Annotated in this window: 14 protein-coding genes; 11 read left to right on the top strand and 3 right to left on the bottom strand. The window is 58.3% G+C overall.

What is annotated here, in order from left to right:
• The first annotated feature begins 203 nt into the window (after nt 1-203).
• Complete coding sequence (gene mlaA, locus OHJ17_RS07340) at nt 204-965, top strand: phospholipid-binding lipoprotein MlaA (protein ID WP_002913362.1); 762 nt, start codon at nt 204-206, stop codon at nt 963-965.
• Nucleotides 966-1,026: 61 nt separating this feature from the next.
• On the opposite strand, the gene fadL is transcribed toward mlaA, so the two are convergent.
• Complete coding sequence (gene fadL / locus OHJ17_RS07345) at nt 1,027-2,349, bottom strand: long-chain fatty acid transporter FadL (RefSeq protein ID WP_002913360.1); 1,323 nt, start codon at nt 2,347-2,349, stop codon at nt 1,027-1,029.
• Nucleotides 2,350-2,722: 373 nt separating this feature from the next.
• On the opposite strand from fadL, the gene OHJ17_RS07350 reads away from it, so the two are divergent.
• The 4 genes from OHJ17_RS07350 to sixA all read left to right on the top strand — a co-directional run bounded on the left by OHJ17_RS07350 (nt 2,723) and on the right by sixA (nt 7,316).
• Complete coding sequence (locus tag OHJ17_RS07350) at nt 2,723-3,007, top strand: YfcZ/YiiS family protein (protein WP_002913359.1); 285 nt, start codon at nt 2,723-2,725, stop codon at nt 3,005-3,007.
• Between the two features lie 159 nt (nt 3,008-3,166).
• Complete coding sequence (fadI, locus tag OHJ17_RS07355; RefSeq protein ID WP_021313703.1) at nt 3,167-4,477, top strand: acetyl-CoA C-acyltransferase FadI; 1,311 nt, start codon at nt 3,167-3,169, stop codon at nt 4,475-4,477.
• Complete coding sequence (gene fadJ / locus OHJ17_RS07360) at nt 4,477-6,621, top strand: fatty acid oxidation complex subunit alpha FadJ (RefSeq protein ID WP_267303050.1); 2,145 nt, start codon at nt 4,477-4,479, stop codon at nt 6,619-6,621. The genes fadI and fadJ overlap by 1 nt, the downstream gene beginning before the upstream one ends.
• Before the next feature lie 209 nt (nt 6,622-6,830).
• Nucleotides 6,831-7,316, top strand: a complete 486-nt coding sequence (gene sixA / locus OHJ17_RS07365) for a phosphohistidine phosphatase SixA (protein WP_002913355.1) — start codon at nt 6,831-6,833, stop codon at nt 7,314-7,316.
• A 20-nt stretch (nt 7,317-7,336) separates the two neighbouring features.
• Here sixA and smrB read toward each other — a convergent pair whose 3' ends face one another.
• Nucleotides 7,337-7,888 (bottom strand): endonuclease SmrB, encoded by a 552-nt coding sequence (gene smrB, locus OHJ17_RS07370; RefSeq protein WP_002913348.1) that lies wholly within the window; start codon nt 7,886-7,888, stop codon nt 7,337-7,339.
• A 167-nt stretch (nt 7,889-8,055) separates the two neighbouring features.
• Here smrB and prmB point away from each other — a divergent pair, with 167 nt between their 5' ends.
• Genes prmB through OHJ17_RS07400 form a run of 6 tightly spaced genes read left to right on the top strand, consistent with a single transcriptional unit; the run spans nt 8,056 to nt 12,612 of the window.
• A complete protein-coding gene (gene prmB, locus OHJ17_RS07375; RefSeq protein ID WP_002913346.1) occupies nt 8,056-8,988 on the top strand; it encodes a 50S ribosomal protein L3 N(5)-glutamine methyltransferase in 933 nt (310 codons plus the stop codon).
• A 41-nt stretch (nt 8,989-9,029) separates the two neighbouring features.
• Nucleotides 9,030-10,115 (top strand): chorismate synthase, encoded by a 1,086-nt coding sequence (aroC, locus tag OHJ17_RS07380; RefSeq protein ID WP_002913342.1) that lies wholly within the window; start codon nt 9,030-9,032, stop codon nt 10,113-10,115.
• Between the two features lie 2 nt (nt 10,116-10,117).
• Nucleotides 10,118-10,942, top strand: coding sequence for a penicillin-insensitive murein endopeptidase (mepA, locus tag OHJ17_RS07385; protein ID WP_004174960.1), 825 nt, complete (start codon nt 10,118-10,120; stop codon nt 10,940-10,942).
• Nucleotides 10,942-11,751 carry a sulfite exporter TauE/SafE family protein gene (locus OHJ17_RS07390; protein ID WP_002913340.1) on the top strand — a complete coding sequence of 270 codons (810 nt, stop codon included), beginning with the start codon at nt 10,942-10,944 and terminating at the stop codon, nt 11,749-11,751. Before mepA ends, OHJ17_RS07390 begins: the two co-directional genes overlap by 1 nt.
• Entirely contained in the window at nt 11,751-12,299 is a 549-nt protein-coding gene (locus OHJ17_RS07395) for an elongation factor P hydroxylase (RefSeq protein ID WP_021440519.1), read from the top strand. The genes OHJ17_RS07390 and OHJ17_RS07395 overlap by 1 nt, the downstream gene beginning before the upstream one ends.
• A 31-nt stretch (nt 12,300-12,330) precedes the next feature.
• Nucleotides 12,331-12,612 carry a YfcL family protein gene (locus OHJ17_RS07400; protein ID WP_002913338.1) on the top strand — a complete coding sequence of 94 codons (282 nt, stop codon included), beginning with the start codon at nt 12,331-12,333 and terminating at the stop codon, nt 12,610-12,612.
• Between the two features lie 61 nt (nt 12,613-12,673).
• Here OHJ17_RS07400 and mnmC read toward each other — a convergent pair whose 3' ends face one another.
• Nucleotides 12,674-14,662, bottom strand: a complete 1,989-nt coding sequence (mnmC, locus tag OHJ17_RS07405) for a bifunctional tRNA (5-methylaminomethyl-2-thiouridine)(34)-methyltransferase MnmC2/FAD-dependent 5-carboxymethylaminomethyl-2-thiouridine(34) oxidoreductase MnmC1 (RefSeq protein WP_023286748.1) — start codon at nt 14,660-14,662, stop codon at nt 12,674-12,676.
• Between the last annotated feature and the right edge of the window lie 113 nt (nt 14,663-14,775).

Consider the following 14,775-nt stretch of genomic DNA (forward strand, 5'->3'; position numbering starts at 1 on the left):
TGGTAACGTCAGATTTTTGTCGCTCCGGTAGAATAGGAGCCCCGCGATTTCGTTATTCCCAGGCTAAGATCAAATCAACAACTTGGGTGATATAGACATCGTTCAACGTGCTGTTACAATCGCTCACATCTTTACGGGCGGAAGCGTTGTCTTTCCGTCATGGATGGCAACTCGCGATAGCCATAAAAACCAGGGAGACATCTATGAATTATCGCCTGTCGGCGCTTGCGCTTGGCGCCACATTGCTGGTGGGATGTGCCAGTTCCAGCTCTGGCGATCGGCCGCAGGGGCGCTCAGACCCGTTAGAAGGGTTTAACCGCACGATGTTTAACTTCAACTTTAACGTGGTTGATCCTTACGTGCTTCGCCCCGTCGCGGTGGCATGGCGCGACTACGTCCCACAGCCGGCGCGCAACGGGTTAAGCAATTTTACCAGTAACCTGGAAGAGCCGGCAGTGATGGTGAACTACTTCCTGCAGGGCGACCCCTATAAAGGTATGGTGCATTTTACCCGCTTCTTCCTGAACACCATTCTCGGTATGGGTGGGCTTATCGATGTGGCCGGGATGGCGAATCCGCAGCTACAGCGGGTTGAGCCACATCGTTTCGGCAGTACGCTTGGGCATTATGGCGTTGGCTATGGCCCGTATGTTCAGTTGCCGTTCTATGGAAGCTTTACCTTGCGCGACGAAGGCGGCGATATGGCCGATGGCTTGTATCCGGTGCTCTCCTGGCTGACCTGGCCGATGTCGATCGGTAAATGGGCGGTGGAAGGGATTGAGACACGTGCTCAGCTGCTGGATTCCGACGGCCTGCTGCGCCAGTCTTCCGACCCTTACATTCTGATGCGTGAAGCCTACTTCCAGCGTCATGACTTTATCGCCAACGGCGGTAAGCTGACCCCGGCGGACAACCCGAATGCTCAGGCTATTCAGGATGAGCTGAAGGATATCGATTCACAGTGATCGGCGAATGATAAAAAAAGGGTGAACATAATGTTCACCCTTTTTTGTGGCGCGCTGCTTATCAGAAGCGGTAGTTGAAGTTAGCGCCGTACAGCCAGGCGGTTCCTTCGGAACGGAAGGTATACGGGCCTTCCTTAATTTCAACATGCTGCCCGTGCATGTATGAAACGCCGACGTCAACCGAGGCATCTTTATTGAACGCGTAGGTGGTACCCGCGCTCAGCCACAGGCGATCCTGGTCCGGAATAGAGATAGAGCGGTTATTAGCCGGCACCGGGCTGTCATCGAAGGCGATACCGGTACGGAAGGTCCAGTTATCGTCATAATAATAGGTGGTCCCCAGCGCAAGACGATAGGCGTCCTTGAAGCCTTCCTCTTTATAGAACAGCGTCTGGCCGTTGCTGCCGGTGGCTTTCAGCTCCTGGAACTGACTCCAGCTGGTGTAGGTCAGGCTATAGTGGACCGCCCACTGCGGCGCCACGCGGTTATAGCCGGACAGCTCCCACATTTCCGGCAGGTTAAGGGTTAGCGAACCATTTGTCGTCTGGCCGCTGGTGCCCGCCGGCAGGCCGAAGTTGCCGAGGATCTGGTTATAGGCCGCCGGCAGGCTGCTGCGGTAGTTACCGTCGAAGTCGATCTTGACCTCAGAACGGTAGGTTAAACCGTAGCGGTTATTCTTATCCAGCTCATAGAGGATCCCGGCGTTCCAGCCGAAGCCCCACGCGTTGCCATTAAGATGGGCGATCTGCGTGTCGGCCGGGATCTTCGCTACCTGGCCCGCCAGCGCCGGCGGCAGCGCGCCAGAGCCTGCGACAATCTGCCCCAGATCGCCTGCATAGCGCTCGATCTTCGCCTTGGCGTAGACCGCGTCAAAGCCTAAGCCGAAGCTCCAGTTGCTGTCGAGGCGGTAGGCGCCGCTCAGGTTGAAGTTCGCGGTGGTCAGGTCAGTTTTACCGCCCATGCTGCCGGCCGCATAATCATCGTTATACTCTGTTGCCAGACCATAGTTAGAGGTGATAGACGCCCCCCAACCAAATTGGTCGTTAATCGGCGCGACAAAGTGGAAGTTGGGCACCCACGCCGTCGGGGCGATATTGTCTGCTTTCAGGCTCTTGCCGGTGGGAGAGGTGCCCGAAACATTAACGCCCGGGTCGACAAACACGGCGCCCGCCGACATGGTCGGGCGGTCAAACATCATAATTAATGCCGGGTTACGACTGGCATTACCAGCATCGTCAGCGATCGCCCCTTCACCGGAATAGGCACGACCCAGCCCCGATGCAGAGAATTCGTTGAGCTGGAAGCCTGCTGACCAGGCCTGGGTGGAAACAAGTGCGACAGCCACTGCAAGGGCAGATTGGGTAAAGCGGGTTTTCTGGCTCATGCCCATAACCTCATTGAGTTATTTTTTTTTAAACTATGTTACATGCCGTAACAGAAGCGCGGGAGTGTAGGGTCTGCGGTACAACCAAGAAATCAGACCAGTGCGCTGAGTATAGGTCTGACCAGATGATTTGTTGCAAGTATGTTTATGAAGTTTTTCAATTGTGATAACAGAAACGCGATCCAGCTGGCAAAAATCTCGGAGAGAGCAAGGGGGACAGAAGGGGATTTTTGTTTTAGATCATTTTTAAGTGTGATTTCTGTCACTTAACGCCGGCAGAGCGATTCTCGGCTGGAGGCTCACCGGGGACAGGGCGTAAAATAGGCACATCATTTTTCTGGCACCGAAGGTGCATCTCCAGAGGAAATCTACGATGAGTAAATGTAGCGCTGATGAAACCCCGGTTTGCTGCTGTATGGATGTTGGCACGATTGTTGACAACACCGACTGCACCGCCTCCTACAGCCGCGTATTCGCCAACCGCGCTGAAGCCGAGCAAACGCTCGCCGCGTTAAGCGAAAAAGCCCGCAATGTCGAATCTGAGCCGTGCCAAATTAACCCAACCTTCACTGACGTTGACGGCGGTGTGCAGCTGGATATCGATTTTGTTTTCAGCTGCGAAGCAGAATCCCTGATCTTCCAGCTGGGCTTACGTTAATCCTTCCCCCTCGACGCCCCTGATTAGGGGCGTTTCCTTTTCTTTTCACTGTGTTTTGGCTCGCAATTTTGCGCTTCTCCGATTGGCTTAATGTAAAAAATTAGTTAAGAATGTTATCAGGTCAGACCACTTGGTTGTCTTGGTTAACAGGGGAGTGTTATGAGTCAGGCATTACCGCTTATCACCCGTCAGGGCGATCGCATTGCCATTGTCACGGGGTTACGCACGCCATTTGCTCGTCAGGCTACGGCTTTTCATGGCGTTCCAGCCATTGATTTAGGAAAAATGGTGGTTGGCGAGATGCTGGCGCGCAGCGACATTCCTGCCGAAGTCATCGAGCAACTGGTCTTTGGCCAGGTGGTGCAGATGCCGGAAGCGCCGAACATCGCCCGGGAAATTGTGCTGGGTACCGGCATGAGCGTACATACCGACGCCTATAGCGTCAGCCGCGCCTGCGCCACCAGTTTCCAGGCCGTGGCGAACGTCGCTGAAAGCCTGATGGCCGGCACCATCCGCGCCGGTATTGCCGGCGGCGCCGACTCCTCCTCTGTCCTGCCCATTGGGGTCAGTAAAACGCTGGCCCGCACGCTAGTGGATGCCAATAAGGCACGCACGCTGAGCCAAAAGCTGAAGCTGTTTTCCCGTCTGCGGCCACGCGACCTGCTGCCGGTCCCCCCGGCGGTGGCTGAATATTCAACCGGATTGCGGATGGGCGATACCGCCGAGCAGATGGCGAAAAGCTGGGGGATCTCCCGCGAGGAACAGGATGCCCTGGCGCATCGTTCGCACCAGCTGGCAGCGAAAGCCTGGGAAGAGGGTAAACTGTCCGCAGAGGTGATGACCGCCTATGCTCCCCCTTTCCGCGAACCGCTCGAGCAGGACAACAATATTCGTAAAAATTCAACGCTCGCAGATTATCAGAAGTTACGCCCGGCCTTTGACCGCAAACATGGCACCGTCACCGCCGCCAACAGTACGCCGCTGACGGACGGCGCGGCAGCGGTGATCCTGATGACCGAGTCGCGGGCTAAAGAGCTGGGGCTGAGGCCGCTGGGCTATCTGCGCAGCTACGCCTTTACCGCCATCGACGTCTGGCAGGATATGCTGCTGGGGCCCGCGTGGTCCACGCCGCTGGCGCTGGAGCGCGCTGGCCTGACGCTGGCGGATCTCACGCTTATCGATATGCACGAAGCTTTCGCCGCGCAGACGCTGGCCAATCTCCAGTGTCTGGCAAGCGACCGCTTTGCCCGCGAGGTGCTGGGCCGCTCGCAGGCCACCGGTGAGGTAGATGAAAGCAAGTTTAACGTCCTCGGCGGCTCTATCGCCTACGGTCACCCCTTCGCCGCCACCGGCGCGCGGATGATCACCCAGACGCTGCATGAGCTGCGGCGACGGGGCGGGGGATTTGGTTTGGTGACGGCCTGCGCGGCAGGTGGTCTGGGTGCGGCGATGATCGTGGAGGCTGAATAATGGATACTGTTTCCGCTTTTAAGCTTGAGGTCCGTGCGGACAAAATCGCGGTGATCACCATTGATGCCCCGGGTGAAAAAATGAATACCCTGAAAGCCGAATTTGGCAGTCAGGTACGGGGATTGATACGCCAGTTACGTGACGATAAGTCAGTGCGCGGCGTAGTATTTATCTCCGCCAAAGCGGATAACTTTATCGCCGGCGCTGATATCAACATGATTGCCCGCTGCCGCAGCGCGCAGGAGGCGGAAGCGCTGGCGCGCCAGGGACAGCAGATTATGGCTGAGATCCATGGCCTGTCGATCCCGGTGATTGCCGCTATCCACGGCGCCTGCCTTGGCGGCGGTCTGGAGCTGGCGCTGGCCTGTCATGGCCGTATCTGTAGCGATGACGAAAAAACCCGACTCGGCTTGCCGGAGGTACAGCTTGGCCTGCTGCCGGGTTCCGGCGGGACGCAGCGTTTACCGCGGCTGATCGGGGTCAGCACCGCGCTGGATATGATGCTCACCGGCAAGCAGCTGCGGCCGCGGCAGGCGCTGAAGGCCGGTCTGGTGGACGAGGTGGTGCCGCAGGCGATTTTACTGCAGGCGGCGGTGGAGTTGGCGCTGAAGGGGCGACCGACCAGCCGGGAGGTGCCTGTTCGTGAACGCGTACTGGCAGGGCCCCTGGGGCGCCATCTGTTATTCCAGTTTGTCGGTAAACAAACGCAGCGCAAAACGCAGGGAAATTACCCGGCGGTGAAGCGAATCTTGCAGGTCGTCGAGAATGGTCTGGCCCATGGCTGCAGCAGCGGATACGCTGAAGAGGCGCGCGCATTTGGCGAACTGGCAATGAGCCCGCAGTCGCAGGCGCTGCGATCGATCTTCTTTGCCAGTACCGATCTGAAAAAAGACCCTGGCGCCGAGGCGGGCCTCGGCCCGCTGAGAAGCGTTGCAGTACTGGGCGGTGGCTTGATGGGCGGGGGGATCGCCTATGTGACCGCCTGTAAGGGTGGGCTGCCGGTGCGGATTAAAGATATCCAGCCGCGTGGCATCAACCACGCCTTAAAGTACAGCTGGGATCTGCTGAATAAACAGGTTCGTCAGCGTCGACTGCGCCCAGTGGAGCGCGATCGTCAGATGGCGCTGATCTCCGGCACTACCGACTATCAGGGCTTTGCTCATCGCGATGTGGTGATCGAGGCGGTATTTGAAGACCTGGCTCTCAAACAGCGGATGGTCAGCGAAGTGGAACAATACGTCGGGCCGCAGACCATCTTTGCGTCGAATACCTCATCGTTGCCAATCGGCGATATTGCCGCTCACGCCAGCCGCCCGGGGCAGGTAATCGGCCTGCATTTTTTCAGTCCGGTGGAAAAAATGCCGCTGGTTGAGGTGATCCCGCACAAGGGAACCGACCCGCAGACTATCGCCACCGTGGTGCAGCTGGCTAAACGGCAGGGGAAAACGCCGATTGTTGTCGCAGATAAAGCGGGGTTCTATGTGAACCGTATCCTCGCGCCGTATATCAATGAAGCGATGCGCCTGCTGGTGGAAGGCGAACCGATTGAAGTCATTGATAACGCGTTGGTTAAATTCGGTTTCCCGGTGGGGCCAATTCAACTGCTGGATGAGGTGGGTATCGATACCGGCACCAAAATTATCCCCGTGCTGGAGGGCGCGTTTGGAGAACGTTTTAGCCCGCCTGCAAACATCATTGACGCGATTTTGAAGGACGATCGCAAAGGCAGAAAAAATAATCGTGGTTTCTATCTTTATGAGACAAAAGGGCGTAAAAGCAAAAAACGGCCCGACCCGGCAGTCTATCCGCTGCTCGGCATCGGCCGCCCGCAGTCGCGGCTTTCCGCGCAGCAGGTGGCGGAGCGCTGTGTGATGATGATGCTTAACGAAGCGGCGCGCTGCTTTGATGAGCAGATTATCCGGAGCGCGCGCGATGGCGATATCGGCGCCGTCTTTGGTATAGGGTTTCCGCCATTTCTTGGCGGCCCGTTCCGGTATATGGATACTATCGGCGCGGGTGAAGTTGCCGCGATCCTGCAGCGCCTGGCCGCCCAGTTCGGCCCACTTTTTACACCCTGTGACACTTTATTACGCATGGCCGAACAGGGGACCACCTTTTGGCCAGCGGATGAACGGCTGACCTAAGTTGTGGTCAAAGAAGGTAAATCCGGCTGCGGACGACGCTGTTGATTGGCTGTTTTGTAAACAATGATTGACTATACTTACGCCATTGAGGTAAAAAACAGCGTTTCATTCGTGGAATGGATCAGGCACAATGCCCGGCCACCGGGTCACCTGCGTATTGTCTTCGCAGGCCAAACTACGGTGCTTCTGGTTAACAAAAGCGGTGCAATATGCAAGTTTTTATTATGCGTCACGGCGACGCTGCCCTCGATGCAGCCAGTGACTCGGTTCGTCCATTAACCGTATGCGGTTGTGATGAGTCTCGTCAGATGGCAACCTGGCTGAAAGGTCAAAAAGTGGATATTGAGCGCGTTCTTGTCAGTCCCTATCTGCGTGCGGAACAGACGCTGGATATTGTTGGGGAGTGCATGAACCTGCCGAAACATGTCGACGTGATGCCGGAGCTCACGCCGTGCGGTGATGTGGGAATGGTGAGCGCCTATCTGCAGGCGCTGGCGAATGAAGGCGTGGCGACGGCGCTGGTTGTCTCCCACCTGCCGCTGGTGGGGTATCTGGTCTCAGAGCTGTGTCCGGGGGAAACGCCCCCGATGTTCACCACCTCGGCTATCGCCTGCGTGACGCTGGATGCCGACGGCAAAGGTGAGTTCCTCTGGCAGAAAAGCCCCTGCAACCTCAAGATGGCCAACGCCATCTGACGGCCCCCCGGAGCCCGCCGTTACGGCAGCTCCGGCGGTTGCCACTCCTCGACCTCAATCAATATCAGCAGTGCGGCGTCACCGCCGTACTCTTTTGGTGCCTGGTGAAACGCCATAATATGCGGATGTTGCGCCAGCCACAGCGGGGTTTGCTGTTTGAGGATGTGTTTCCCGTGCCCGTGCATCACGCAGGCGCAAAACACATGCTCGCGGCGGCAGGCGGCAATTAGCGCGCCCAGCTCCTGTTTGGCCTGCTGCTGGGTAAGCCCATGCAGATCGAGGAACAGCTCCGGCGAATAATCTCCACGGCGCAGCTTTTTCAGCTCGAAATGGCTGACGTCGGGGCGGACATATTTCGTCGAGCCTTCGGTATTCAGTAGCGGTTGAAACTCATCGGAAAAATAGTGGCTGTTATCGACCTGTTCCTGCAGCAAACGCTTAGGAGCAACCTCGGTAATTTTCTTGCGCTGCGGGCGGTGAACAATAGTGTCCTGTTTGATCTTCCGCGTGCCGGTCATCAGCTGACGGAACAGCGCCTGATCCTCCTCGCTAAGCGATGTCTTCTTTTTCATTGTCCGCTCTCATTCATACTTTGCGCTAGTTTACCCGACTCAATATCCCTTCGGGCAAGGAAAACCTGTTTTTTCCCCCGCCCCTTATCGCAAGAATGCTGATTTATCGCCGTCTTCATGGCACACTAGCCGCCGAATTTATAGCAGAGTGTGCCCTGGAGGATGTCGTGGATAAAATTTTTGTTGATGAGGCAGTCAATGAGCTGCATACCATTCAGGACATGCTGCGCTGGGCGGTAAGCCGTTTCAGCGCTGCTAATATCTGGTACGGTCACGGGACTGATAACCCGTGGGACGAGGCGGTACAGCTGGTGCTGCCTTCACTGTATCTGCCGCTGGATATCCCGGAAGACATGCGCACTGCGCGCCTGACCTCCAGCGAGAAACACCGCATTGTAGAGCGGGTGATTCGCCGCGTGAACGAGCGTATTCCCGTCGCCTATCTGACCAACAAAGCATGGTTCTGCGGGCATGAGTTTTACGTTGATGAGCGGGTGCTGGTGCCGCGCTCCCCGATTGGCGAACTGATCAATAACCAGTTTGCCGGACTGATTAACCATAAGCCGCAGCACATCCTTGATATGTGCACCGGTAGCGGCTGCATCGCCATCGCCTGCGCCTATGCCTTCCCGGAAGCGGAAGTCGATGCGGTAGATATCTCCCCGGACGCGCTGGCCGTCGCCGAGCACAACGTTGAGTCCCACGGCCTGATCCATCACGTTACGCCGATCCGTTCCGATCTGTTCCGCGATCTGCCGAAGCTGCAGTACGATCTGATCGTCACCAATCCGCCGTATGTCGATGAAGAGGACATGGCCGATCTGCCGGAAGAGTATGAGCATGAGCCGGTGCTGGGGCTGGCCTCCGGAAGCGACGGCCTGAAGCTAACGCGCCGTATCCTCGGCAACGCGCCGGATTATCTCAGCGACGACGGGATTCTGATTTGTGAAGTCGGTAACAGCATGGTACATCTGATGGAGCAGTATCCGGACGTGCCGTTTACCTGGCTTGAGTTTGATAACGGCGGCGACGGGGTCTTTATGCTGACCAAACAGCAGCTGATTGACGCCCGTGCGCACTTCGGTATTTATAAAGACTAAAAAAACAACACGCCAACATAACGAAAAAGATTGGAGCCGTGATGGCAGGAAATACAATTGGACAACTCTTTCGCGTCACTACCTTCGGCGAATCGCACGGTCTGGCGCTGGGCTGCATCGTTGACGGCGTGCCGCCGGGCATCCCGCTGACCGAAGCCGACCTGCAGCACGACCTCGATCGTCGTCGCCCGGGTACCTCGCGTTACACCACGCAGCGTCGCGAGCCGGATCAGGTCAAAATCCTCTCCGGCGTCTTCGAAGGCGTTACCACCGGGACCAGTATCGGTCTGCTGATTGAGAACACCGATCAGCGTTCGCAGGATTACGGCGCGATCAAAGATCTGTTCCGTCCGGGCCACGCCGATTACACCTACGAGCAAAAGTATGGTCTGCGCGACTATCGCGGCGGCGGTCGTTCTTCTGCGCGCGAAACCGCGATGCGCGTAGCGGCCGGGGCGATTGCCAAAAAATACCTTGCCGCGAAGTTCGGCATCGTCATTCGCGGCTGCCTGACGCAGATGGGCGATATTCCGCTGGCCATCAAAGATTGGGATCAGGTTGAGCAGAACCCCTTCTTCTGTCCGGACCCGGATAAAATCGACGCCCTGGATGAACTGATGCGCGGCCTGAAAAAAGAGGGCGACTCCATTGGCGCGAAAGTGACGGTAGTGGCTGACGGCGTACCGCCAGGCCTCGGTGAGCCGGTCTTCGACCGCCTGGATGCCGATATCGCCCACGCGCTGATGAGCATCAACGCCGTGAAAGGGGTGGAAATTGGCGACGGCTTCGAGGTGGTGAAGCTGCGCGGCAGCGAAAACCGCGATGAGATCACCAAAGCCGGGTTCCAGAGCAACCACGCCGGCGGCATTCTTGGCGGCATCAGCAGCGGCCAGCAGATCGTTGCCAACATCGCGCTGAAGCCTACCTCCAGTATTACCGTTCCCGGTCATACGATTAACCGCTTTGGCGAAGAAGTGGAGATGATCACCAAAGGGCGTCACGATCCGTGCGTCGGCATCCGCGCCGTACCGATCGCTGAGGCGATGCTGGCGATCGTTCTGATGGATCACTTTATGCGTCAGCGCGCGCAGAATGGCGACGTGACGACGACAATTCCACGCTGGTAACCATGAAAAACACCGTTATCGCACTGCTTGCGCTGTTGGCTAGCGCCGGTAGCCTGGCCGCCACGCCATGGCAGAAAATAACCCAACCGATCGGCGGCAGCGCCCAGTCAATCGGCGCGTTTTCCAATGGCTGTATCGTTGGCGCCGAGGCGCTCCCCCTGAGTGCCCCCGGCTATCAGGTGATGCGTACCGATCAGCGTCGCTACTTCGGTCATCCGGATCTGGTTCAGTTTATTCAGCGCCTGAGTAATCAGGTGCACAATAAAGGTATGGGAACCGTGCTGATTGGCGACATGGGGATGCCGGCGGGCGGGCGCTTTAACGGCGGGCACGCCAGCCACCAGACGGGCCTCGATGTCGATATCTTCCTTCAGCTGCCGCAAACGCGCTGGACATCGTCCCAGCTGTTGAAGCCGCAGGCGCTGGACCTGGTCGCCAGCGATGGCAAGCATGTGGTGCCGTCGCTATGGAGCCCGCAAATCAGCCAGCTTATCAAGCTGGCGGCGGAAGATAGCGAAGTTACCCGCATCTTCGTCAACCCGGCGATTAAACAGCAGCTGTGCCTGGACGCGGGCAGCGACCGCCAGTGGCTGCGTAAAGTCCGTCCCTGGTTCCAGCATCGCGCTCATATGCACGTCCGACTGCGTTGCCCGGCGGGAAGTCTGGAGTGCGAGGATCAGGCGCCGCCGCCGCCCGGCGATGGCTGCGGAGCGGAGCTGCAGAGCTGGTTCGAACCACCTAAACCCGGGTCTACCCCCCCTGTGAAGAAGACGCCGCCGCCGCTGCCGCCTTCCTGCCAGGCGCTACTGGATGAGCATGTGCTGTAATGGATAGTTTTATCGAGTTGTTTGCCGTATCGCCGCTGGTGCTGGTGGTACTCTTCTTTGTCGCCATCCTGGCCGGTTTTATTGACTCACTGGCGGGAGGCGGGGGCTTATTGACTGTCCCTGCGCTGATGGCGGCCGGCATGCCGCCAGCCCAGGCGCTGGCGACCAATAAGCTGCAGGCCTGCGGCGGGTCGCTATCGGCGACCCTCTATTTTGTCCGCCGCAAGGTGGTTAATCTGGCCGATCAGAAGCTGAATATTCTGATGACCTTTATCGGCTCAACCGCCGGAGCGCTGCTGGTGCAGCACGTGCAATCCGATATTCTGAAGCAGATCCTGCCGTTGCTGGTGATTGGCATCGGCCTTTATTTCCTGCTGATGCCGAAACTGGGCGAAGCCGACCGGCAGCGTCGGCTTTACGGTCTGCCGTTTGCGCTGGTCGCCGGCGGTAGCGTAGGGTTTTACGATGGCTTTTTCGGCCCCGGCGCCGGTTCGTTTTACGCCCTGGCTTTTGTCACTCTGGCCGGGTTTAACCTTGCCAAGTCGACGGCCCATGCCAAGCTACTGAACGCCACCTCAAACGTCGGCGGCCTGCTGCTGTTTATCATCGGTGGAAAGGTTATCTGGGCCACCGGCTTTGTGATGATGGCCGGCCAGTTTATTGGCGCCCGTGCCGGGTCCCGGCTGGTGCTGAGTAAAGGGCAGTCGCTGATCCGGCCGATGATCGTTATCGTCTCGGCGGTGATGAGCGCGAAACTTCTTTATGACAGCCACGGGGCTGAGATTTTGCAGTGGTTGGGAATTCATTAATGCAACAGCAACACCATTATCAGCAGCTGATAGACCTTTTCGACAGCTGCTTTGCCGAAGAATTTAATACCCGCCTGATTAAAGGCGACGATGAGCCGATCTACCTTCCGGCTGACGATGAAACGCCCTATCACCGTATCGTGTTTGCGCACGGATTTTTTGCCAGCGCCCTGCACGAGATCTCTCACTGGTGTGTCGCCGGCAAGGCGCGTCGCGAACAAGTAGATTTTGGCTACTGGTACTGCCCGGACGGCCGCGATGCGATGACCCAAAGCCAGTTTGAGGATGTCGAGGTGAAACCGCAGGCCTTTGAGTGGCTGTTCTGCGTGGCGGCGGGATTTCCGTTTAACGTCAGCTGTGACAATCTGGACGGGGACGTTGAGCCCGATCGCATCGCCTTCCAGCGCCGGGTGCATGCTCGGGTGATGACTTTACTTGAACAAGGGATCCCCGAACGTCCGGCGCGCTTTATTCGCGCGTTACAACACTATTATCAAACGCCGCCATTGACGGCGAAACACTTTCCGTGGCCGGAAGACCTGCACTAAGGCCGCACATTACATGACAAGAGGTAAGATGATGATCGCGGAGTTTGAATCACGCATTCTGGCGCTGATTGACAACATGGTAGACCACGCCAGTGATGATGAACTGTTTGCCGGCGGTTATCTGCGCGGCCACCTGACGCTGGCGGTGGCTGAGCTGGAAGGTGAGGGCGAGCATTCTGCTGACGCGGTACACAGCAGAGTTAGCCAGAGCCTGGAGAAAGCCATCAGCGCTGGCGAACTGTCGCCGCCGGACCAAATTCTGGTGCAGGGGATGTGGCATAACCTGTATCAACAGGCGAAAAATCAGGCCTGAGCCATGTTGTAGCCCGGGTCAGGCGTCAGCCGTACCCGGGAAATTGCCTGCCCTCATGGTTTTATTTCACCGCTTTTCCCTTCAGCAGTTTTCTCACCCACAGCCGATTCGGATTCAGCGCCGCCAGGGTGTCGCTATCCAGCGGCAGCGGTTCCGCGCTCATTTGCGCCGCCAGCAGCTCAGCGCTTAACGGCGCGGTGCAAAGTCCGCGCGACCCGAGCGCGCCAAGCATAAACAGGTTACGACAGACCGGCGCGCTATCGGCGATATCCGGTTGTTCGTGGAGGCTGGCGTATTGCGTCAATGTTGCCGCGTAGTCCGGCACGTTGCCGACCATCGGTAGATGATCGCGGGTGGCGCAGCGCACGCCGCAGCGAGCGTCGTTGGCGCTGATATCCACGTCCTGTGGCCACTCCGCGCCCGGGAAGCAGTCGATCAGCCGTTGCCGGTTGTGCTGCTGATCTTCTTCGCTGAAGGTGGTGTCGGTTTTCCCGCGGTGGTAGCTGGCGCCAATGCAGTGCTGCTGATTTTGCGGATTCTGTGGCGTCAGGTAGCCGTCGTAGCACAGCACCTGGCGCAGGGCAGCAAGCCGCGGGGTGGTGGGAATATGGCTGACCTGGCCGCCAACCGGGTAGACCGGCAGTTGGGCGGTTTGCGCAAAACCAGTGATGCGGTGGCCGTTCGCCAGAACCACCGCCTGATGATAGCGCTGCTGATTGAGCAGCCAGCCATCGCCCTCCGCGCTGAGCGTTTCAACGTGATAACCATAGTGCACGTGCAGTCCGCGCGTGGCCGCCAGCGCCAGCAGCTCGGCGGTGAGCTGCTGCGGGCACAGCCAGCCGCCGGCCGGATAGGTGATGCCGCCGCAGCCGGTATCGACGCCGGTCAGCCCGGCAACCTGTTCCGCCGTCACCGCGCAGGCGATGTCCGGGGGTAAATTCAGCGCCAGCATCTGGGCGATTTTATGCGCGCTTTTCTCATCCCAGCCGAGCTGGGTAACACCGCACCATTGGTGATCGAACATCACCGGCAGCGCGTCATACATTCGGCGGGCGAAGGTAAACGCGGCCGGAAAAAAGCGCGCCAGCGCCGGATCGTGCTGACTTAACAGCGGATACAGCGCGCCCTGGCGATTGCCGGAGGCGCCCTGCGCTGGAGCCTCATCGGCGCAGTAAAGGGTCACCTGCCAGCCGCGGCGCAGCAGCGCCAGGGAGAGCAGGGCGCTGGCGATCCCGCCGCCGATGATGGCCGCCTCGCGGGCATCGCTGCTACTGCGAGCGAACCAGGGGGCGCGCGCAGGAAAGCTCAGCGTTTGCGCCATCTCGCCGGTTAGCATCTCCCGCTTGCGGCCGAAGCCTTTGCTTTTACGCATGGTAAAGCCGGCCTCCTGCAGGCCACGGCGAACAAAACCGGCGGAGGTAAAGGTGGCCAGCGTCCCGCCGGGTCGCGCCAGGCGCGCCATGGCGCTGAACAGATCCTGAGTCCACATGTCGGGATTTTTCGCCGGGGCAAAGCCGTCAAGAAACCAGGCGTCCACCTGCTGGTTCAGCGAATCATCCAGCTCCCTGGTCAGCTCATTGATATCGCCAAACCACAGATCGAGCGTCACCCGCCCGCCGTCGAGCAGCAGACGATGGCACCCGCCGAAGGCCGACGGCCATTGCGCCTGCAGCTGCTGCGCCCACGGAGCCAGCTCTGGCCAGCGCTGGTGCGCCAGGCGGAGATCCTCAGCCTTCAGCGGATATTTTTCAAAACTGATGAAATGTAACCTTTGCAAGGTAACGTCCGGGTTATCACGAACAAAAACGTCAAACGCCTGCCAGAGGGTGAGGAAATTGAGCCCGGTGCCGAAGCCGCTCTCCGCGACGATCATCAGCGGGCGAGGGTGGCTGGGGAAGCGCTCCGGCAGGCGATTTCCGCCGAGAAAAACGTAGCGAGTCTCTTCCAGACCGTTGTCATTGGAAAAGTAAACATCGTCGAAATCTCGGGAAACAGGTGTACCCTCAGCGTTGAATTCCAGGTTGGCGGGTTGTATGGCGTTTTGTTTCACGTAAGTTACTCGAATCACAAGGCGTAGCACGATCTTAACGATGTGTGCCTGAGGGCGCAAATTTATACACAAAATGTCTGATCGGACTTGTTCGGCGTACAAGTGTACGCTAT

The sequence above is a fragment of the Klebsiella sp. KP20-425-1 genome, from assembly GCF_025813515.1.
GTDB classification, from domain to species: domain Bacteria; phylum Pseudomonadota; class Gammaproteobacteria; order Enterobacterales; family Enterobacteriaceae; genus Klebsiella; species Klebsiella pneumoniae.

What these genes read in the sequence shown, in the direction of transcription:
- fadI (WP_021313703.1), top strand. Translation starts at nt 3,167, where the DNA reads ATGAGTCAGGCATTACCGCTTATCACCCGTCAGGGCGATCGCATTGCC.
- fadL (WP_002913360.1), bottom strand. Translation starts at nt 2,349, where the DNA reads ATGAGCCAGAAAACCCGCTTTACCCAATCTGCCCTTGCAGTGGCTGTC.
- OHJ17_RS07390 (WP_002913340.1), top strand. Translation starts at nt 10,942, where the DNA reads ATGGATAGTTTTATCGAGTTGTTTGCCGTATCGCCGCTGGTGCTGGTG.
- aroC (WP_002913342.1), top strand. Translation starts at nt 9,030, where the DNA reads ATGGCAGGAAATACAATTGGACAACTCTTTCGCGTCACTACCTTCGGC.
- OHJ17_RS07395 (WP_021440519.1), top strand. Translation starts at nt 11,751, where the DNA reads ATGCAACAGCAACACCATTATCAGCAGCTGATAGACCTTTTCGACAGC.
- OHJ17_RS07400 (WP_002913338.1), top strand. Translation starts at nt 12,331, where the DNA reads ATGATCGCGGAGTTTGAATCACGCATTCTGGCGCTGATTGACAACATG.
- smrB (WP_002913348.1), bottom strand. Translation starts at nt 7,888, where the DNA reads ATGAAAAAGAAGACATCGCTTAGCGAGGAGGATCAGGCGCTGTTCCGT.
- sixA (WP_002913355.1), top strand. Translation starts at nt 6,831, where the DNA reads ATGCAAGTTTTTATTATGCGTCACGGCGACGCTGCCCTCGATGCAGCC.
- mlaA (WP_002913362.1), top strand. Translation starts at nt 204, where the DNA reads ATGAATTATCGCCTGTCGGCGCTTGCGCTTGGCGCCACATTGCTGGTG.
- OHJ17_RS07350 (WP_002913359.1), top strand. Translation starts at nt 2,723, where the DNA reads ATGAGTAAATGTAGCGCTGATGAAACCCCGGTTTGCTGCTGTATGGAT.
- fadJ (WP_267303050.1), top strand. Translation starts at nt 4,477, where the DNA reads ATGGATACTGTTTCCGCTTTTAAGCTTGAGGTCCGTGCGGACAAAATC.
- mepA (WP_004174960.1), top strand. Translation starts at nt 10,118, where the DNA reads ATGAAAAACACCGTTATCGCACTGCTTGCGCTGTTGGCTAGCGCCGGT.